The 20,612-nt window shown below is 71.7% G+C and carries 13 protein-coding genes; 10 read left to right on the top strand and 3 right to left on the bottom strand.

The annotated features are described in order from the left end of the window. Positions 1-72: 72 nt before the first annotated feature. From ACZ4U1_RS19630 to ACZ4U1_RS19615, 4 genes are all read left to right on the top strand, one after another. Complete coding sequence (locus ACZ4U1_RS19630) at positions 73-2,877, top strand: SpoIIE family protein phosphatase (protein WP_467904699.1); 2,805 nt, start codon at positions 73-75, stop codon at positions 2,875-2,877. Between the two features lie 140 nt (positions 2,878-3,017). After that, positions 3,018-4,547: a sugar ABC transporter ATP-binding protein gene (locus ACZ4U1_RS19625; protein WP_467904698.1), complete on the top strand. Its 1,530-nt coding sequence runs from the start codon at positions 3,018-3,020 to the stop codon at positions 4,545-4,547. Further along, the gene (locus tag ACZ4U1_RS19620) at positions 4,544-5,638 is read left to right on the top strand and encodes an ABC transporter permease (protein WP_467904697.1); all 1,095 of its coding nucleotides are present in this window, start codon (positions 4,544-4,546) and stop codon (positions 5,636-5,638) included. The genes ACZ4U1_RS19625 and ACZ4U1_RS19620 overlap by 4 nt, the downstream gene beginning before the upstream one ends. Positions 5,639-5,665: 27 nt before the next feature. Then, complete coding sequence (locus tag ACZ4U1_RS19615; RefSeq protein WP_467904695.1) at positions 5,666-6,829, top strand: substrate-binding domain-containing protein; 1,164 nt, start codon at positions 5,666-5,668, stop codon at positions 6,827-6,829. 88 nt (positions 6,830-6,917) lie between these two features. Here ACZ4U1_RS19615 and ACZ4U1_RS19610 read toward each other — a convergent pair whose 3' ends face one another. Together ACZ4U1_RS19610 and ACZ4U1_RS19605 are read right to left on the bottom strand one after the other, a co-directional pair. Beyond that, entirely contained in the window at positions 6,918-8,519 is a 1,602-nt protein-coding gene (locus tag ACZ4U1_RS19610; protein WP_467904693.1) for a M4 family metallopeptidase, read from the bottom strand. 147 nt (positions 8,520-8,666) lie between these two features. Next, positions 8,667-9,647 (bottom strand): LysR family transcriptional regulator, encoded by a 981-nt coding sequence (locus tag ACZ4U1_RS19605; RefSeq protein WP_467904691.1) that lies wholly within the window; start codon positions 9,645-9,647, stop codon positions 8,667-8,669. Between the two features lie 309 nt (positions 9,648-9,956). On the opposite strand from ACZ4U1_RS19605, the gene ACZ4U1_RS19600 reads away from it, so the two are divergent. After that, positions 9,957-10,964, top strand: coding sequence for a hypothetical protein (locus tag ACZ4U1_RS19600; RefSeq protein ID WP_467904690.1), 1,008 nt, complete (start codon positions 9,957-9,959; stop codon positions 10,962-10,964). Positions 10,965-11,003: 39 nt separating this feature from the next. Here the strand turns inward: ACZ4U1_RS19600 and ACZ4U1_RS19595 are convergent, their stop codons facing one another. Further along, positions 11,004-12,929 carry a flavin-containing monooxygenase gene (locus ACZ4U1_RS19595; RefSeq protein WP_467904688.1) on the bottom strand — a complete coding sequence of 642 codons (1,926 nt, stop codon included), beginning with the start codon at positions 12,927-12,929 and terminating at the stop codon, positions 11,004-11,006. Between the two features lie 605 nt (positions 12,930-13,534). Between ACZ4U1_RS19595 and ACZ4U1_RS19590 the strand changes: the two genes are divergently transcribed. The 5 genes from ACZ4U1_RS19590 to ACZ4U1_RS19570 all read left to right on the top strand — a co-directional run bounded on the left by ACZ4U1_RS19590 (position 13,535) and on the right by ACZ4U1_RS19570 (position 20,611). Continuing rightward, positions 13,535-15,013, top strand: a complete 1,479-nt coding sequence (locus tag ACZ4U1_RS19590; protein ID WP_467904686.1) for a sugar transferase — start codon at positions 13,535-13,537, stop codon at positions 15,011-15,013. Between the two features lie 70 nt (positions 15,014-15,083). After that, complete coding sequence (locus ACZ4U1_RS19585; protein ID WP_467904684.1) at positions 15,084-16,400, top strand: nucleotide sugar dehydrogenase; 1,317 nt, start codon at positions 15,084-15,086, stop codon at positions 16,398-16,400. After that, positions 16,390-17,655, top strand: coding sequence for a glycosyltransferase family 4 protein (locus ACZ4U1_RS19580; RefSeq protein ID WP_467904682.1), 1,266 nt, complete (start codon positions 16,390-16,392; stop codon positions 17,653-17,655). Before ACZ4U1_RS19585 ends, ACZ4U1_RS19580 begins: the two co-directional genes overlap by 11 nt. Beyond that, positions 17,652-19,052: a Wzz/FepE/Etk N-terminal domain-containing protein gene (locus ACZ4U1_RS19575; RefSeq protein ID WP_467904681.1), complete on the top strand. Its 1,401-nt coding sequence runs from the start codon at positions 17,652-17,654 to the stop codon at positions 19,050-19,052. Before ACZ4U1_RS19580 ends, ACZ4U1_RS19575 begins: the two co-directional genes overlap by 4 nt. After that, positions 19,049-20,611, top strand: a complete 1,563-nt coding sequence (locus ACZ4U1_RS19570; RefSeq protein WP_467904679.1) for a Wzz/FepE/Etk N-terminal domain-containing protein — start codon at positions 19,049-19,051, stop codon at positions 20,609-20,611. The genes ACZ4U1_RS19575 and ACZ4U1_RS19570 overlap by 4 nt, the downstream gene beginning before the upstream one ends. Position 20,612: the final 1 nt, after the last annotated feature.

Here is a 20,612-nt window from a genome sequence, read left to right as displayed (position 1 = left end):
CACACCATGTCCGTATTCTCCTTTTATGTCAGACTGTTTCCGAAAAGCGGACTATCGCGAGTGAGGCGAAGCGTGGTTCGGTCCGGCGGGGCACCGACACCGAGGGGGCGTGCGACAGGCGACGCAGAGCCCGCCCGTTCGCGCGAGCGTTTTCTGGAGGGCGGGCCGGTCGACGCGCGCGTGCGGACGCCCATCTCCGACTCGTGGCAGCGCTGCCGGTCCCTGGGGCTCTCCCCGGACCGGTCCGACCTGCCCTTCCGCGAGGACCTCGACACGGAGGCCCGGATCGTCAGCGCGGCCGTGCCGGTGCTCGACCGGCTGCAGTACAGGTTCGCCGGCACGCAGATGAACATCTGTGTCGCCGACGCGAACGGCACCGTCCTGCTGCGCCGTTTCGGAGAGTCGTCCCTGGCCAGGAGCCTCCCGGCGATCCAGCGCGTGCCGGGGTTCGTGTTCGCCGAGCAGTACGCGGGGACGAACGGCATCGGTCTCGCGCTGGCGGAGCGGCAGCTCGTCCACGTCTACGGAGCCGAGCACTTCGCCGAGCGCGCCCAGGGCAGCGCCTGCCGCGCGCTCCCGGTCCGCGACCTGCTCAGCGGCCGTATCGAGGGCGTCCTCTGCTTCGGTTATCCCCGCGGCTACGAGGACCCCGCGCTGGCCACCGTCATCCGCAAAGCCGCCCGAGCCATCGAACGGCGGCTGCTCGGGCACAGCTCCGCCCGCGAGCGCGCGCTGCTGCGGGCGTACCTGGACACCGAGGCCGAAGCCGCGGTCAGCGGTCACCACACCGTCGGGCTGGACGAACTGGCCCTCGCCCAGCACCCCCGTGACCGGGCGATCCTCATGGAGAAGGCCACCGAGCTGATCTCCTTCGCGCAGCGGGCCGCTGTCCACGTCCCCCTCTCCGACGGCCGGCGTGTCACGCTGATGAGCCGTCCGATGACGAGTGCCACCGGCGTGGAGGGCCTGGCCATCGAGGCCGTCCTGCCCGGCCCCGCACCACGGCATCCCCTGGTCGCGCCACGGCAGATCGACGCGTTGCCGGGCTTCCCCGCCGAGGCCGCCGCCTCCTCCCGCGCCGTAGTGCCGGCGGGGGCCGCTGCCGTCGCCGTCCCCGGCCGGATCTCCTCCGCCGGGGCGGAGGACGGCCGTCCCGGCCCCGCGCCCCCGTCGCGAGGGCTGCTGCTCGTCGGGGAGCCGGAGGTGGCGCGGCACGCCCTCGCCGCACGACGCCGCCTGGAGCTGCTGTCCGAGGCCAGTACGCGCATCGGCACCACCCTGGACGTGCGCCGCACCGCCCAGGAACTGGCGGAGACGGCGGTACCGAAACTCGCCGACTACGTCACGATCGACCTGCCCGAGGCCGTACTGCGCGGGGAGGAGGCCGCGGACCCGCGCGGCGACCTGCACCGCACGGTGGTCCACGGCATCCGCGACGACTGTCCCTTCCATCCGGTCGGCAAGCAGGTCGACTACGGCCCGGCCACGCCCCAGCTGCGCTGTCTGACCGGCGGGGAGGCGGTGCTGGAACCGGACCTGAAGGCCGCCGCGGGCTGGCTCGCCCACGACCCCGAGCACACCGGGGAGCTGCTGACCCACGTCCACTCCCTGATCGCCGTCCCCCTGGTGGCCCGCGGTGTCGTGCTGGGCGTCGCCGCCTTCTACCGCGGCCGGGATCCCGTACCCTTCGGCGACGACGACCGTTCACTGGCCCAGGAACTCGCCAGCCGTGCCGCCCTGTCCATCGACAACGCCCGGCGCTACACACGCGAACGCACCATGGTCCTGGCCCTGCAGCGCAGCCTGCTCCCGCACGGGCTGCCCGACCACGACGCCGTCGAGGTCGCCCATCGTTACCTGCCCGCGGAGTCCGACGTGGGCGGGGACTGGTACGACGTCATCCCGCTCTCCGGCACCCGGATCGGGCTCATGGTCGGGGACGTCGTCGGCCACGGCATGCTCTCGGCCGCCACCATGGGCCGGCTGCGCACCGCCGCCCGCAGCTTCGCCGAACTCGACTTCCCCCCGGACGAAGTCCTCACCCACCTCGACAACCTGGTGGGACGCCTGGACCGGGAGGACCCCGCCGCCGACACGACGGACATCATCGGCGCGACCTGTCTGTACGCCGTCTACGACCCGACGACCCAGCGGTGCACCATGGCCCGCGCCGGACACCCGCCGCCCGCTGTCGTCGGCCCCGACGGCACGGTGTCCTTCCCCGAGCTGCCCGCCGGGCCTCCGCTCGGCCTCGGGGGACTGCCCTTCGAAGCGGTCGAGACCGACCTGCCCGAGGGCAGCCAGCTGGTCCTCTACACCGACGGACTCATCGAGGACCGGCACCGCGACGTCGACCGGGTCCTCGACCAGTTGCGCACGGCGCTGGCCCACCCCGAGCGCACGCCCGAGGAGACCTGCCAGGTGGTCCTGAACAGCGTGGCGCCCGCCCACCCCTGCGACGACATCGCCCTGCTCGTCGCCCGCACCCACGCCCTGGACCCCGGCCGGATCGCCGCCTGGGACCTGGAGCCGGACCCGGCCGTCGTCGGCGAGGTCCGCGCCCGCGCCATGCGCCAGCTGACCGACTGGGGGCTCGACGAGGCCGCGTTCGCCGCGGAGCTGATGCTCAGCGAGCTGGTCACCAACGCCATCCGCCACGGTTCCGGCCCCGTCCGGGTACGGCTGCTCCACGGCCGCACCCTGATCTGCGAGGTCTCCGACGCCAGCAACACCGCCCCGCACCTGCGCCGGGCGGCCAGCACCGACGAGGGCGGCCGGGGCCTGTTCCTCGTCGCCCAGCTGGCACGGAGCTGGGGCACGCGCTACCTGCCCCAGGGCAAGGTCATCTGGGCCGAGTGCGGCCTCGACGGCGTCTGAGGCCCGACCGCGTCCGCCACCCGGCGGCGCCGCTGACCCATTGGCGTTACCGAAAGCGGCAAATACGGTAAATGCCGCTTATAGGGCCACTAGCATCAGGGGCGACCGTCGGGAAGAACTCGCCAGGCCGACCTTCGGAGATGTCCGTGCACGACCCTCCCGACACCCCTGCGGAGCCGCTGGTCCGCATCCGCGGGCTCGCCAAGCGGTTCGGCGGGACCCGCGCACTGGACGGGGTCGACCTCGACGTCCACGCGGGCAGCGTCCTCGCCCTCCTCGGCCCCAACGGAGCCGGAAAGTCCACCCTCATCAAGGTGCTCGCCGGCGTCCACCACGCCGACGCGGGACGGATCACGGTGGACGGCCACCCGCTCGGCAGCCATGCCGCCTCCCGCGCCATGTCCTTCATCCACCAGGACCTGGGACTGGTGGAGTGGATGACGGTCGCCGAGAACATCGCCCTGAGCATCGGATATCCCCGTCGTGCCGGAGTGATCTCCTGGCGGCGCGCCCGGGAGCGCTGCGCCGAGGCCCTGCGGGCGGTCGCCGGACACCTGGACCCGGCCGCGCCGGTCGCCCTCCTCTCCCCCGCCGAACGCTCGCTGGTCGCCATCGCCCGCGCCCTGGCCGCCCGGGCGAAGCTCATCGTCCTGGACGAGCCCACCGCCCGACTGCCCGCGACGGACTGCGCCCGGCTCTTCCGCGTCCTGCACGCCCTGCGCGACCAGGGCCACGGCATCCTCTACGTCAGCCACCGCCTGGACGAGGTGTACGAGGTCGCCGACGCCTTCGCCGTCCTGCGCGACGGCCGCCTCGTCAGCCACGGCGCTCTGGCGGGCCACAGCCCCACCCGTCTGGTGCACGACATCGTCGGCGAGGAACCGGCCGCCCACCGCCCCGCGCCGGCTCCCGCCGACGGGCCGGCCGTGCTGACCCTCGACGGCGTACGGACCGTGGGCGCGGGACCGGTCGGCCTGGAACTCGGGGCCGGGGAGGTCCTCGGCCTGGTGGGTCTCTCGGGCGCGGGGCACATGGACCTGGGCCGGGCCCTCGCCGGTGCCCGGCCCCTGCTCGGCGGCCGGGCACTCCTCGGCGGCCGGCCGTACCGCCCCCGCACGGTCGCCGACGCCGTCCGCCTGGGCGTCGGCTTCGTGCCCGGCGACCGACTGCGTGAGGGCTGCGCCGCCGAGCTGACCGTACGGGAGAACCTCCTGGCCAACCCGCGCGCCGGGGGCCTGCCGGCGCTGCGGTGGATCGCCCCGCGCCGCGAACGCGCCGAGGCCGCCGGCCTGATCGAACGGTTCGCGGTGCGGCCCCGCGACACCGAGGCACCCATCGGCACGCTGTCCGGCGGGAACCAGCAGAAGGTCATGATCGGCCGGTGGCTGCGGGTGGGGCTGCGCCTGCTGATCCTGGAGGAACCGACCGCGAGCGTGGACGTCGGGGCCAAGGCCGCCGTCTACCGCCTGCTCGACGAGGCCCTGGCCGGCGGTCTCGCGGTGCTGCTCGTCTCCACGGACTTCGAGGAGGTCGCGGGCGTGTGCCGGCGCGCGCTGGTGTTCGTCCGTGGGGCCTTGGCGGCCGAGCTGAGCGGTCCGGCCCTCACGGTCGCCGGACTCACCCGGGCGGCCTCGGCCCTGCCCCCCGCCGGCACCGCGACGGCCTCATGACCACCCCGCCCACTCCCCCCACGCCCCCGTCGCGGCCGCGCCGGCGCGGGCCCGCCGCACACCACATCGGCGCCTACGGCCTGCCGGCCCTCACGGCTGTGCTCTTCCTGGTCTTCTCCCTGCTGCTGCCGCGGACGTTCCCCACGCGGGACACCATCCACGCGCTGCTGTCCAGCCAGTCGATCCCCGCGGTCCTCGCGCTCGCCGCCACCGTCCCCATCGTGACCGGCGCGTTCGATCTCTCCCTCGGCTACGGCCTCGGCCTGGCGCACGTCATGGTGATGCAGCTCGTGGTGAACGAGCGGTGGCCCTGGCCGTGGGCCTGCCTGGTGGTGGTCGCCGGAGGGGTGGCCGTGGGGGTCCTCAACGGTGTCGTGGTCGAGTTCGGCCGGATCGACTCCTTCATCGCCACCCTCGGCACCGGCAGCATGATGTACGCCGTGACCGGCTGGGTCACCAAAGGCGGCCGGATCGTCCCCGGCCCCCAGGGCCTCCCCGCGGCCTTCACCGATCTCTACGACTCCGGCTTCCTCGGCCTTCCGGTCCCCGCCTTCTACGTGCTCGTCCTCACGGTCGTCCTCTGGCTGGTGCTGGAGCGGCTGCCGCTCGGCCGGTACCTGTACGTCGTCGGCTCGAACCCGCGCGCCGCCGATCTCGTCGGCATCCCGACCCGCAGGTACACCGTCTACGCGTTCACCGCGTCAGGACTGATCGTCGCCTTCGCCGGGGTGCTGCTCGCGGCCCAGCAGCAGATCGGCAATCCCAGCGTCGGCCTCGACTACCTGCTGCCCGCCTTCGTCGGCGCCCTCCTCGGCTCCACCGCGATCAGACCGGGCCGGCCCAACGCCCTGGGCACGCTCGTCGCCGTCGCCGTACTCGCCGTGGGTCTCACCGGCATCGGCCAGCTGGGCGCCGACTTCTGGACGATCCCCCTGTTCTACGGCGGCACCCTCCTGCTCGCCGTCGGCCTGGCCGGCTACTCCGCCCGCCGCCTGCGCACCGGCGCCGACGCGCCCCGCGAGGCGCCCGCCCCGTCCCCGCAGCCGCCGTCCTCGGGGCGGGACGGCGGCACGCCGGGCACCACCCCGTGATCCGCGTCCCGTCCGGAAGGAGCTGCCGTGCACCGCGACCGCGAGGCCGTCCCCGGCGTCGTCAAGGCACGATCGGTCTCCGTCGCCCTGCTGCTGGCGGCCACCGCCCTCACGGGCTGCGAACGCGGCTCCTCGCATGACACCGCCCCCTCCGCCACGGGCCCGAGCGGCTGCCCCGCGGCCCAGGCCGAGGCCGAGGCCGCCGTCGCCCGGGCGGAGAAGACCGACATCCCCTGGAACGGGCCGGCCGGCGGCCCCACGGCGGTGCGCGGCAGGACGATCGTCTACGTCGCGCAGACCATGACCAACCCCGGGGTCGCGGGTGTCGCCCAGGGGGTGCGGGAGGCCGCGCGGGTCATCGGCTGGACGGTCCGGGTGATCGACGGCGAGGGCACCCCCGCCGGCATCCAGGCGGCGCTGAGCGAGGCCGTGGCGCTCAGGCCCTCGGGCATCGTCATCGGTGGTTTCGACCCCAACTCGACCTCGCAGCAGGTCGCGCGGGCCACCGCGGCGCGCATCCCGCTCATCGGCTGGCACGCGGTCGCGTCCCCGGGCCCCAGCACGAGACCCCGGCTCTTCACCAACGTCACCACCCACGTGGACGACGTCGCCTCGATCAGCGCGCAGTGGGTCATCGCACGCTCCCGCGGCAACGCCGGGGTCGTCCTGTTCACCGACGCCTCGATCCCCTTCGCCCAGCACAAGTCCGAGCTGATCAGGAAGGCGCTGGCCGCCTGTCGGGGCGTGCGGCTGCTGGCGTACGAGAACATCCCGATCCCGGACGCGAGCAGCCGTACGCCCCGGGAGGTCTCCGTCCTGCTCTCCCGTTTCGGGAGTCGGTGGACCCACTCCGTCGCGATCAACGACCTGTACTTCGCCGACGCCGCCCCCGCCTTCCGCGCGGCCGGGGAGAAGGGCTCCGGGCCGCCCTTCAACATCGGCGCCGGCGACGGCGACCCGTCCGCCTTCCAGCGCATCAACACCAGGCAGTACCAGGCGGCCACCGTCCCCGAACCGCTGTCGCTGCAGGGGTGGCAGATCCTCGACGAGTTCAACCGCGCCTTCTCCGGCCGCCCGGCCAGCGGCTATGTCGCGCCCGTCCACATCTCCACGGCGGACAACAGCGCGGGCGCCACGACCTGGAACCCCTCGGGCTACCGCGAGGCGTACCGGAGGATCTGGGGCAGGTGACGGGCCGCCCGGGACCGATCACCGGACCAGCCGCCCGTCGCGCCCTGTTGCGGATCGGGGCGGCGGACGGGCGGCTGGTGGGGCCGGGTCAGAGGACCTTGACGGCGCTCCAGGCCGCGGCCACGGTGTCGTACTCGGGGCTGGTGGCGCCGTAGAGGTCCTTCGCCGCGTTCAGCGTCGCGGTGCGGGCGCCCTTGTAGTCCGTGGTGGAGGTCATGTAGACGGTCAGCGCCCGGTACCAGATGGCGGAGGCCTTCTGGTTGCCGATGCCGGTGACGGTGGAGCCGTTGCAGGTGGGGCTGTTGTAGGAGACGCCGTTGATGGTCTTGGCCCCGCTGCCCTCGCTCGCGAGGTAGAACCAGTGGTTGCCGACGCCCGAGGAGTTGTGCACGTCGAGCCGGCCGACCGACTTCGACCAGCAGTCGGCGGAGCGGCCGTCCAGGGACGGCTTGTCGAAGCGGCGCAGCCACGGCGGGGTGGACTGGTCGCTGAAGAGGTAGTCGGGGGTGTCGATCGGGTTGTCGGCGTACCACTCGACCATGGTGCCGAGGATGTCGCTGGTGGCCTCGTTCAGGCCGCCGGACTCCCCGCTGTAGCGCAGGTTGGCGGTGGCCGAGGTGACGCCGTGGGTCATCTCGTGGCCCATGGTGTCGAGGTCGACCTGCTCGGGGTCGACGGTGCCGTTGCCGTCGCCGGTCATCATGCAGAAGCAGGTGTCCGACCACTGGGCGTTGTCCCAGTTGGTGCCGACGTGGACGAAGACGGTGGCGCCGCGGCCGTCGTTCTTGATGCCGTTGCGGCCGAAGGTCGTCTTGTAGTAGTCGAACGTCTTGGCGGTGTTGGCGTGCGCGTCGACGGCGGCGGTGGCGCGGTCGGTGGAGAACTTCCTGCCGTCGCCCCAGATGTTGTCGGCGTCGGTGAACAGGGTCCCGGAGGTGCTCTTCAGGGACGAGGACGAGATGTTGTGCGCGTCCTTGGTGATGTGGCCGCGCAGCGGGTCGATCAGGGCGTAGGTTCCGTCGGCCTGCTGGGTGGTGTCGAGGCTGACGTCACCGGTGTACTCGGAGTGGCCGGTGCCGGTGGACTCGCGCTCGGCGTCGTAGTTCTCGATCGCCGCGCCGGTGGTGGCGTCGGTGACGAAGACCTCGCCGTGCGGCTGGCCCTTGTCGCCCAGGCCCTGCACGGTGGTGCGCCAGGCCAGGCGCGGGGTGCCGTCGGCGGCCCACACGATCAGCTCGGGGGTGGACTTGGCGTTGCGGACCAGCCCGTGCGAGCGCTTCAGGGCTCTGGCGGCGGTGCCCTTGGCGTCGACGGCGGGAGTGACGGAGGTGAGCGCCACCTTGTGGGCCTTGGCACGGGTGGATCCCTTGAGCGTGGCGTCGGCCTTCTGGTGGACGACGAAGTCGCCGCCGACGACGGGGAGTCCGCGGTAGGTCCGCTCGAAGCGGACGTGCTGGGTGCCGTCGGCGTCGATCACGACGTCCTTCGCCTTGAGCGTCTGGCCCGCGCCGAACCCGAAGGTGTCGGCGTGCCGGGCCACGTTCGCCTTGGCCTGGGATATCGCCGTGTCGCGCGGGGACGTTCCGCTCTGTGCTGCGTGGGGCTGCGAGTACGCGGGTACGGCCATGGCACCCGCGGTGATGACGCCGGCGGCGACCATCGCGGAAAGGGCAAGAAGAGGACGGGGCATGACGGGGTGATTCCTTCGCTCGTCGTGGGGTGACGACGTCCCGTGGACGTTGACGCGAAGTGTTCACCAGGTGACATGTTCCTGACGTGATCCCATCTGGGATATAACCGCGGAGCTATAGGGCACCGGTGGCCGCGGCCCGGCCGGTCACCTCTCCTCGCCGAGGGCGAACTCCTCTCCCCCGCCCTCCCACCAGGCCAGATACTGCGGCCGCTGCCGCACCAGCGACAGATAGGCGGCCAGCAGACGCTCGCCCGCCGCGTCGGCCAGCTCCGACGGAAACGATTCCCTGTTCCAGGCCAGCATCAGCCGCCGGTGGAAGGGGACGTCCACGAGAGGCCGTTGCACGGTGCCCTGCGCGGAGACGTCGGCGGTCGGCCACACCCCGCAGACGGCACGCCGGCCGGCGACCAGGATCTGCGCCACCGACAGGTCCGGCGTCACATGGGCGATGCGCGGGGTGAACCCCGCCGACTGGCACGTGAGATGCAGGTACGCGTGCACACCGCTCTCGTCGGCCTCCGGCATCACCCAGTCCTCGTCGGCCAGTTCCCGGAGGCTGACCGTCTCCTGGCGCGCCAGCGGATGGTCCTCGGCGAGGAGGACGAAGACCGGCTCGCGCAGCAGGGTGCGCGTCGCCACCGACTCTCCGACCGGGAGCGGGAAGCCCGGGAACTCACCGAACACCGCGATGTCGCACTTCGCCTGGCTCAGCGATTTGACCAGGGTGTGCACGGAGCGGCGGGCGTCTATGGTGAGCCGGCGCTCCGGGAGGAGTTCGAAGAGGGCGGAGAGCAGCAGGGACACCAGGGGGCCGGCGGTTCCGCCCGCCCTCAGCGGCGCGGCGGCCCGTCTGTCCGCCTCGGCCGCCGACCGCGCGTGCGCGCGCAGCCGGTCGAAGCCGGCGACGAGGTCACGGGCGCAGCTCAGGACGTACTGCCCGTTCTCGTTCGGCTTCACCCCGTCGGCACCGCGGACGAAGAGCGGGCCGCCCAGTTCGAGTTCGATCCGCTTCAGCTGAGCGCTCATGGCCGGCTGAGAGAGCTGCAGGCGCGCGGCGGCCTTCCGGATGCTGCCGGCCTCGGCGACCGTGAGCAGGACACGCAGGTGCCGGAACTCCAGGTGCATGAACAATCCCCGCTCAGCGCGGGGGACCCCTGCACCCCCCGTGACCAGCAGAACCAGCTGCCCGAGGGCATGGTGACCAAGAATCCGACGAGCCCGTTCCGGACGACAACCACGGAACGGTAAAACCTGCGAGCGAACGCGGGGGCGTTTCCCACCAGCAGGGCAACCATCCGGGCAGGTCGTGAGTCTTCTGATCGATCATGTCGTGATCGGATCCACGAGGAGACCATCATCAGCGCCATACACAAGACCCTGACCGCCGCCGCCATCGCCGGTGTCGTCCTCGCGGGGTCCGCCGCCTGCGGAACGGTGGAGCAGCTCTCCGCCGGCAAGAAGCTCGACCGGGCCTTCGAGAAGCTCGGCAAGAAGAACCGGCTCTCCTTCGAGCTCGACCTGGACACCGACGCCGCGTCCCTGAAGGCGCTGGACGCGAAGTCCGACCCGGAGCCCGGTGAGGAGATCCCGGACGAGGCCGCCGACATGCTCAGCGGCGCGAAGATCACTCTGACCGTGCAGTCGAAGAAGCCGTTCGAGGACTCCGGCGAGAAGGATTTCGTCGGCATGGCCATGAAGGTCAGCAGCCCGGACGGCGACCTCGCCGAGTACCGGGTGATCGGCGACGTCGCCTACGTCCGTGCCGACATGGACACCCTCGGCAAGGTGACGGGCAGCCCCGTACCGTCCGCCGACGACCTGCCCCCGGAGGCCGGGGCGTTCAAGAACGTCCTCGAGGGCAAGTGGGTGAAGTTCAGCACCAAGGACATGGAGAAGGCCACCGGGGGCGCGGAGGCCGAGGGCGCTCCCGCGCCCGCACCGTCCTTCGACGCCAAGACGCAGAAGAAGCTCGTGGACGCCCTCCGCAAGGTGGTCGCCCGTGAGGTCGATTTCAAGACCGCCGGCGGTGAGGACGGCACCGAGCACGTCACCGCCACGGCCCCCTTCCGCACGCTCGTCACCGAGCTGTTCGGCGAGATCCGCCCCCTGGCGAAGGACCTTCCGCCGGGCATGGAACTGCCGACGGACAAGGACCTGAAGGACGCCCCCGACAAGAAGGTGACGGCGGACTTCACCCTCAAGAACGGTGAGCTGACCGAGGTGGACGTGGACCTCGCCAAGCTGGCCGACGACGCCGAGGTCAAGAAGCTGGGCCTGACCCTGCGGATGAGCGAGGGCACCAAGCCCACCGCCCCGGCCGGTGCCAAGGAGCTGGACCTCGGCGACATCGCGCAGGGCTTCTTCGGCGGCGCGCCGATGGACGATCCCGACATCGACGTGAGCGGTCTCGGCGGCGAGGACCTCGCAGACGAGGACTTCTGATCGCGTCGAGCGCGTACGGACCGGGCGCCGTATCCGGACTCAGCGGATCTCGAGGTCCGCGAAGTCCGGATGGCGCAGGAAGCGCCACACCTCGCCGGCCGAGAAGGGGCACTGGGTCGCCGTGCGGCCCACCTCCGTCCAGTAGTAGTTGCGGGCCCGGGGATCACTCCAGGTCTTGGTGAGGTTGCGCCGGTCGACCTCCTCGTTGAACCGCCAGTACGGCTCCTCCTTGACCGTGATCGCCTTCTTGCCGTCGAGAACCAGGCGCTCGATGCATTCGAGGGCGTGGACGGTGATGAGTTCGTGGTAGGTGGGGATGTTGAGCATGCTGCTGGTGTTCGGGCCGTAGATGGTCCACAGGTTCGGGAAGCCCGGCATCATGCAGCCCTTGTACGCCCGCGCCCCGCCCTCGCTCCACAGCTGGTCCAGCGTCAGCCCGCCGCGACCGGTGACCTTCATCGGGAACAGGTAGTCCCGGGCGCGGAAGCCGGTCGCGTAGACGATCGCGTCCAGCTCGTGCTGTGTGCCGTCCTCCGTCTCGATCCCCGTGCGGTTGATCCGGCGGATGCCGTCGGTGACGAGGGTGACGTCGTCGCGCTGGATGGCGTCGAGGACGCTGTACTCGGGATCCACCAGGACCGGTCGCGCCGCGAGCACGGGATGCGGAGGTGTCATCCTCGTCACGAGCTCGGGATCGCCGAGTTTGCTCTCGAGGAAGGCCAGGGCGTTGTCCCGGGCCGCCTTGTTCGCGGCACTCAGGGCGTGCGGATCGTCGAAGTCGGGGTCGATCTCGGTCACGCTCCCCAGCGCTTCGGTCGCGTACGTCGCCCTGAACCGCATGAAGTTGGTGTGGTACGGCATGTTCCGGTCGAGCCAGGTGACCTGCTCGGGGAAGGGCGAGCGGTAGCCGGGCACCCCGAACAGCCACTGCGGGGTGCGCTGGAAGACGGTGACGTGCCCGGCCTCCAGGGCCAGCTCCGGGATGAGCTGGTAGCCCGTGCAGCCCGTTCCGACGACCGCCACCCGCTTGCCGGCCAGGTCGGCCCCCTCCGGCCACCGGGCTGTGTGCCAGGACGGGCCGTCGAACTCCTCGGCCCCCTCGATCCGGGGAACGTTCGGCCGGTTCAGGAAGCCCACGGCGGAGATGACCGCGTTGGAGCGGACCGTGTACTCCCCCTGCGGGCCTGTGACGTGGATCGCCCATGTCCCGGAGCCCTCGTCCCAGTCCATCGCGCGCACCTCCGTGTCGAACACGATGTCGGTGCGGACGTCGAACTCGTCGGCGACCCAGTCCAGGTACTCGGCGTTCTTCTCCGCCGGGCAGAAGGGGTACGGGTAACCGAAGTCGACGCCGTACAGGTGTGTGTACGCGCGGCTCGGGGAGTCGACGCGGCAGCCCGGGTAACGGTTCTCCCACCATGTGCCGCCGACACCGGAGTTCTTCTCGATGACTGTGTAGGGGATACCTGCCCGCTTCAGCTGGACGGCGGCATTGAGGCCTCCCAGGCCGGCGCCTATGACGGTGACGTGGAACTCCTCCAGCCGCTCGCGGGGCGGCGGACCCTGCCACTGCAGGGCGCGCGCCCACGGGTCCAGGGCGAGGTCCTCCAGCCACAGCCCCATGTCGTCCTCGGGGATGTCCTGGCCCGCCGCCAGCGTCAGGCTGACCGGCAGGCGCTCGGCCGGACCGGGCTCGATGGCCCCGGCTCCCGCGGCGCGGTACGCCTTCAGGAACCGTGCCGCCTTCCGCTGGAGCAGCGCGATGTCCTCGTCGCGGTACAGGACCTGCAGGGAGAGGGCGCCTGCCGGCACGGTCGTCACCTTCGTCGCGGCGACCTCCTCGTCCCCGGTCAGCTGGTACAGCAGGCCCCGCAGCACCATCGGGTCGGCGTACCGGACGGCGTCCTCGATGGTCTCGTCGCTCGCGTCGAGTAACTCCTTGCGGGGCTCGTCACGTGTCCCCATGGGGCCGTTCCTTTCGGTATGAAGTCTTCGGTATGAAGTCATCGCCTGGCTGTCGTGGACACACCAGCACCTACCTTAACTTCCTTGATCGGCAGGTTGGTTGAAAAGTGACCGATCAAGCGGTCAAGGCGCGTCACATGAACGCGACGGTCACCTTTGGGCCAACCGCCGGGGCGCGGTGGCGTAAAGGCATCCTCAGGAGGCCATCGAGCAGTTGTTCCCGTCTCAAAGCTTGCGCACAAATTCCACACATCCCCTCTTCATATCGGTTCCCATGGTCTAGATTGACCGTGCTTCAGCTGTTCGGACACGAGGCGACCAGTAATGATCTTCGTGTGAATGATCAATTCTTGGAGCCCGAGAGGGGGGCCTTGGGTGCGGGGAGCACCCGAGGTATTCGACGGGTTCTGACGCACCTTGAGCGCGTGGCGGGTCATGCGAATCCGCTGCCGCAGGGGCGGGTTGTCCAAGTAACTCCGAAACAGCCGGGACGGCATGCGCGGGGGGCCTCCTGAGGGGAGGAACAGTGCGGGGGGCGGGGGCCTCCCGAGGGGAGGAACAGTGTTAGGCGAACACGTCGAACCACTGGGACCTGGGGGGGTTCTGTGCGGCAAGGGGGACTTGTCAGCTCGTTTCCGTCGACGCGCGGGCGTCTGGAGAACGGGACAATCAGCCATCCCGCGAACGACTGGGAGCAGCGGTACCGCCGTACCGTGATCATCAGCGATACCGTGGCCACCGCCTTCGTGGTGGCGGCGATCGGCAACTTCTTCGGGGCCCGGGACGCGGCCAACTGGCACGAGAAGTGGGGGATTCTCGCATTCGGCACCGAGTTACTCGTGCTGGGGGCGCTCGCGGTGAGCCGGTCGTGGGCTCCGGCCGTGCTCGGCCAGGGCGCCGAGGAATTCCGGCGGCTCGGGCGCTCACTGTTCACGGCGACCGTCGTACTGGCGCTCGGCGGAATCGCCCTCACCTCACGCAACATCAAACTCTGGATCTTCGTCGCGATCCCCGCGATCGCGCTGGTCACCATGACCGCGCGGTATCTGCTGCGTCTGTGGCTGCACAAACACCGGAAGGAAGGACGGTGCCTGAGACCGGTGCTCGCCGCCGGAAGCGCGGCCACCGTGCGCGACCTGATCACCCGAACCCGCAAGTTCCCGCACCTCGGCTGGCGCGTGGACGCGGTGTGCACGACGGACGGTCTCGGGCTCGACGGTGACGAACTGGACGGAGTGCCGATCGTCGGCCGGCTGGCGGACGTCGCCCACCACGTCCGCCGCGACGGCTACCGCGTCGTCGCGGTCACCCCGGACCCGCACTGGTCACCGGACCGGCTGCAACGGCTGGCCTGGAACCTCGAAGGCAGCGACGCCGAGATGGTCGTGGCACCCGTGCTGATGGAGGTGGCCGGCCCCCGGCTGCACGTCGACGCGGTGCTCGGGATCCCGCTGCTGCGGGTCAGCATGCCGGCCTTCACCGGGGGCCGCCGGGCGGTCAAAGAGGTCGTCGACCGGATGGGCGCGGCGATCCTGCTGGTGCTGTTCGCGCCGCTGATGGTGCTCGTCGGGCTGCTCGTGGTGGCGGACAGCCGGGGTGGGGCGTTCTACCGCCAGCGCAGGGTCGGCAAGGACGGCCGCGAGTTCACCATGTACAAGTTCCGCACCATGGTCGTCGGTGCGGACGGGGCACGTGCCGAGCTGGCGCACCGCAACGAGGGCGCCGGCCCGCTGTTCAAGATGCGCCGGGATCCGCGGGTGACCCGGGTGGGCACAGTGCTGCGCCGGTACTCGATCGACGAGCTGCCGCAGCTCTTCAACGTGCTCACCGGATCGATGTCGCTCGTCGGCCCGCGGCCTCCGTTGCCGGAGGAGTGCGCTGCGTACGGGCCGGACATCCGGCGGCGGCTGCTGGTCAAGCCCGGACTCACCGGTCTGTGGCAGATCAGCGGACGCAGCGACCTGTCGTGGGAGGAGGCGGTCCGGCTGGACCTGCGGTACGTGGAGGACTGGTCGCTCGCCCTGGACACAGTGATCTTGTGGAAGACGCTGCGTGCGGTGGTCTACGGACAGGGCGCCTACTGATGCGCGGGGGTCGTCCGGCCGGGCGCGCGGACCGCAGGCCACAAGGCCTGCCTGGGGGGAGGAACGGGTCATGAGAGTCAGCGTTTTCGGGCTCGGCTACGTGGGCTGCGTGTCGGCCGCGTGCCTGGCCAGCATGGGGCACGAGGTCATCGGGGTGGACGTGAACCAGGTGAAGGTCGACCTGGTCAACGACGGCAAGGCCCCGGTGGTCGAGGAGCGGATCGGCGAACTCACCGCCGAGGTCGTGCGGACCGGGGCGCTGCGCGCCACCGGCGACGTCCGCGAGGCGATCATGGGCAGCGAGGTGTCACTGGTCTGCGTGGGCACGCCGTCGGAGCCCAACGGCAGCCTGTGCACCACGTACCTGGAGCGGGTCACCGAGGAGATCGGCGCGGCCCTGGCCGAGCGGGGCGGGCGGCACACCGTCGTCTTCCGCAGCACCATGCTCCCGGGCACCTGTCTGAACCTGCTGGTGCCGATCCTGGAGAAGTCCGTCGGCGGTACGGCCGGGGTGGACATCGGGGTCGCGGTCAACCCGGAGTTCCTGCGCGAGGGCACGAGCGTGCGGGACTTCTTCGACCCGCCCAAGACCGTCATCGGTGAACTCGACACGGCGAGCGGCGACGCGGTGGCGGCCCTGTACGACGGCCTGCCCGGCGAGGTGTTCCGGGTGCCTGTCCCGACGGCCGAGGCGATCAAGTACGCGGACAACGCGTTCCACGGCCTCAAGATCGGCTTCGCGAACGAGCTGGGCGCGGTGTGCCAGGCGCTCGGGGTGGACTCGCACCAGGTGATGGACGTGTTCCTGGCCGACCGCAAGCTGAACATCAGCCCCGCCTACCTGCGGCCCGGCTTCGCCTTCGGTGGCTCCTGCCTGCCCAAGGACCTGCGCAGCCTGGTCCACGCGGCGCGGCGGGCCGACGTCTCGGTACCCATCCTCGCCCACGTACTGCCCTCCAACTCCGACCATCTGCAGCGCGCGGTGGAGCTGGTCGAGCGCACCGGCAAGCGCCGGATAGGTGTGTTCGGGCTGTCCTTCAAACCCGGCACCGACGACCTCCGTGAGAGCCCGCTGGTCGAACTGGCGGAGCGGCTCTTCGGCAAGGGGTACGACCTGCGGATCCACGACGCCAACGTGAGCCTCTCCCGGCTGATCGGCGCGAACCGCGAGTACATCGAGAACCGGCTGCCGCACCTCGCGCAGTTGCTCGCGGACTCCGTCGACGAAGTGCTGGAGCACGCCGAGGTGTGCCTGGTCGGGACCAGGGATCCGGCCGTCCTTTCCGCGCTGCCGCACGGCGACGGCCCGGTGATCATCGATCTCATACGCCTTCCCGACGCCGAGGCGCGCCGGGCCGAACCGGGGTACGTGGGCCTTGCCTGGTGACGCGATACGCGGTGACGGATCGGGCCGGCGCGCCTTGATCCTGGTGGAGAACCTGTCGGTGCCGTTCGACCGGCGGGTGTGGCAGGAATGCACGACGCTGCGCGACGCGGGCTGGACCGTGCACGTCATCTGTCCGCAGGGCAGCAAGCGGGACACGGAGGCCGAGGCGGAGATCGACGGCGTGCGGATCCACCGCTACCCGTTGCGCGCCGCCACCGGAGGACCGGCCGGCTACCTGAAGGAGTACGGATCGGCGCTGTGGCACACGGCCCGGCTGGCCCGGAAGGTCGGCCCGGTCGACGTGGTCCACGCCTGCAACCCGCCCGACCTGCTGTTCCTGCCGGCCCTGTGGCTGAAGCGGCGCGGCGCGCGGTTCGTCTTCGACCAGCACGACCTGGTGCCCGAGCTGTACCTCTCCCGGTTCGACCGCGGCGAGGACCTGCTCTACCGCGCCGTGTGCGCGCTGGAACGGCGGACCTACCGGGCCGCGGACGTCGTGCTCGCCACGAACGAGAGCTACCGGGACGTCGCGATACGCCGAGGCGGCCGACGCCCCGAGGACGTCTTCGTGGTGCGCAGCGCGCCCGCCATCGAGCGGTTCCAACCAGTTCCGCCCGAACCGGAGTTGAAACGCGGCAAGCCTCATCTGCTGTGCTACCTCGGGGTCATGGGCCCACAGGACGGCGTCGACTACGCCCTGCGCGCCCTCGCGAAGCTGCGGGACGAGTTCGGGCGGACCGACTGGCACGCGGTGTTCGTCGGCTCCGGCGACGCCTTCGACGCGATGGTGGAGCTGTCCCGGCGGCTCGGGCTCTCCGACCAGGTGCAGTTCACCGGGCGCGTTCCGGACGCCGACCTGGTGCGCTACCTGTCCACGGCGGACGTGTGCCTCTCCCCCGACCCGCGCAATCCGCTCAACGACGTGTCGACCATGAACAAGGTCCTGGAGTACATGGCGATGGGCCGGCCGATCGTCTCGTTCGACCTGAAGGAGGCGCGCGTCTCCGCCGGTGACGCCGCCGTCTACGCGCCCGCCGACGACGAGGCCCAGTTCGCCAAGCTCATCGCGGTGCTGCTGGACGATCCCGAGAAGCGGGCCCGGATGGGCAGGATCGGCCAGGAGCGGATCAGCGGACCGCTCTCCTGGCGGAACTCGCAAGCGTCGCTGCTCGCCGCCTACGCCGCTGCCTGCCGTGACCACGCTCCGGTGCCGGCCGGCGCCCCGGACCGGGCAGGGAAGAGGCCGCGCCGTTGAGCGATGACACGATACGCCTGGTCACGATCGGGCGGATTCTCCGTCGGCGCCGGCGGCTGCTCGCCGTCCTCACCCTGGTGGGCGCGCTCGTCGGCTACGGCGCCTCCCTGCTGTTTCCGCCGCGGTACACGACCTCGGCATCGGTACTGCTGCCGGGGCAGTGGGAGGAGCGCGAGCTGCTGACCCAGGCAGAGATCGCGACCAGTTCGGTGGTGGTCGACCGCGCGGCCGCCACGCTCCGCTGGCCCGGGGTCGGCGGCAGAGAGCTGCGGGACCGGGTGAGCGCCAAGGCCGCCGACGGGAACATCATCAGGATCTCGGGTACGGCCGATACCCCGGAGCGTGCGCAGCGGCTCTCCGACCAGGTGGCCCAGCAGTTCGTCACCTTCGCCGCGCGGCTCACGGGCGACAGCACCGACCCCGAGTCGGCGGCCGGGCCCGAGACACTGCGGAAGATGGTGGTGCAGACCAACCGCCGCATCACCGACCTGGCGGAGGCGGCGGATCCGGGGCAGACCGTGGAGAGCGTGCAGGCCCGCACCGAGCTGGAGAAGCTGCGGACCGCGCTGCAGGACGCCATGAAAAAGCTGGACGAGGCCGACCCGGCGACCGACAAGGCCACCATGGTCGTCATGGGGCCGGCGACCCGGCCGACCGGCGAGGCAGCGCCGACCAGGACGCAGTTGATCGTCGCCGGGGCGCTGCTGTTCTTCCTGCTCACGGTCATCGGCCATCTCGCCGCCGCACGGGTGAGTCGCCGGCCGCGCACCGCACCGGAGATCGCCGCGGCGCTGGGCTCCGTGCTGCTGGGTACCGTCGACGTACCTGCCGAACGGCCCACGCGCCGACCGGAGGACGGCGGCCCGCGGGCCTGGATCCGCTGGCTGCTGGGCGTCGACACCCGGTGGGACGTACCGACCCCGCAGCCGTCCGGCGGCGAGGCCGGCAGGCAGATCCGCTACCGGCGGGTGTGTGCTCGCCTCCGGGACCAGGTGCCGGCCGCCCGGCGGCTGCTGGTTGTGGTACCGGACGGCGACGAGACCGCCCGCCGGGCCGCCGGGCAGCTCGTCGCCGAGGCCGAGAGCGATCCTTCCCCGGGCACTTCGAGCCGCGGCTGCCCCATGCTGCGGGTGGTGGAGGTTTCGGTGTCCCGGCCGCTGGTGCCGGACCGGGACACCGAGTCCGGTGCCCTGGTGGTGCTCAGCGCGGGCAGCTGGACCGCGGGCGAGCTGGCCGGTGTCGCCGAGGCGTGTGCGGACGCGGGGCACGAGGTCGTCGGCATCGTCGTCGCCGGCGCGGTCCGGGCCCGTCCGGCGCGGTCCGGGCCCGTCCGGCCCGCGGACGAGGCCACGGTGGCGCTCGCGGTGCGCGGCCGCGCGACGGGAGGTTCAGTGTGACGACGGGCAAGACTCCGGAGTCGTCGGCCGCCGCTCCCCTGCTGGATCTGCAGGCGCTGGTGGTGGCGGTGCGCAGGCGCCGCCGCCTGTGGTGCTCCCTGGCGCTGCTGGGGCTGCTGGTCGGCGCGGCGGTGGCGGTCCTGCTGCCGCAGCCCCCGACCGCGGTGACCAAGGTGCTGGTCACGCACAAGGAGGACCAGCCGAACGACACCGGAACGCTGATCCGCACCGACGTCGCGCTGCTGCACACCACGCGGATCGCCGGCGAGGCCCTGCGGTCCCTCAAGTCCCCGGAGGACCCGGAGGACTTCATGCGGGACTACCGCGGTACCGGCTTGACCAACAACCTGCTGCAGATCGATGTGACGGGTGACAGCGACGCGGACGCGGTGGCCCGGGCCAAGGCGCTGGCCGACGCGTTCGTCGCGGACCATGTGCGGCGGATGCGGGAGACCGCGAAGGCCGAGGCGAAGGCCCTGGTCGACCAGCGTGACCGCATGCGGAGGGAACTCGCAGACGTCAACAAGGCGATCGGGGACGGACCGCCGCAGAGCGACCCCAAGGCGTCGGCGAGCATGGAGTCGCTGTTCGCCCGCCGGGCCGAACTCACCTCGCGGATCGCCGACTTCGACCAGCGCGCCGAGGAGGCGCGCATGGGCACGCCCCAGCTCGTCGCCGGCACGCAGATCGTGGACGCCCCGCGCGCGGTACGGCACTCCCTGCCCAGGTCCGCTGTCACCGACGCCGCGATAGGGCTCGTCCTCGGGCTCGTGCTCGGGCTCGCGGTGGCCGCGGTCGGCGCGGTGGTGGCGGACCGCCCGGTGCTGCGCCGGGAGATCGCGGCCAACCTCGGCGCCTCGGTCGTCGCGGAGCTGCCCCGCGCGCCCCGCCGGCCGGCCGGGCTGTGGCAGCGCCGAAGGACCCGGGCGGCCCGTGAACGGCTCACCGCGTCCCTGGCCCGCACCGTGCGCGGCTCCGCGGAACCGGTGTCACTGCTGGAACTGGGCTGTGCGCGCACCACGAGCGTGATCGCCCTGGACGTCGCCAGGGCACTGGCCGCGGAGGGGCCCGTGGTCGTCGTCGACGGTCTGCCCGGCCGGCAGCTCGCGGGCCGCCGACAGAAGCCGGGAGACCCGGCCGTGGTCGGCGACGAGGGCACCGAGGCCGTGCCGCACCAGGGGCTCCGGCTCGGCGTCGGCTCGGTCGCGCCCGGCACGGCGTGGACCGACCTCCAGTACCTCGGCACCCGGACCGTGCTCGTCGTGCGCGCCGGGCACGGCAGCGCCGCATGGCTGCACACCGTGGCGCGCCAGCTCGCGGACCAGCGCATTCCGGTGATCGGTGTGGTGCTGGTCGACCCCGATCCGCGTGACCGGACCGACGGCACGCTGTGGGACGGGCTGCACATCGCGCTGCGCGGCCACGGCGAGCGGCCGGCCCGGCAGGGCGGTGGGGGTACCTCCCACGCCGTTCAGGCAGTGGCGGAGGGCCGCCATCGGACGGAGCGGCTGCCGATGTGGGCGGCACGGGTCCCGGACAGCGACCAGGAGGCACGGTAGG

The sequence above is a fragment of the Streptomyces sp. NPDC028928 genome, assembly GCF_055564915.1.
This window is presented reverse-complemented; position numbering and strand designations above follow the sequence as displayed.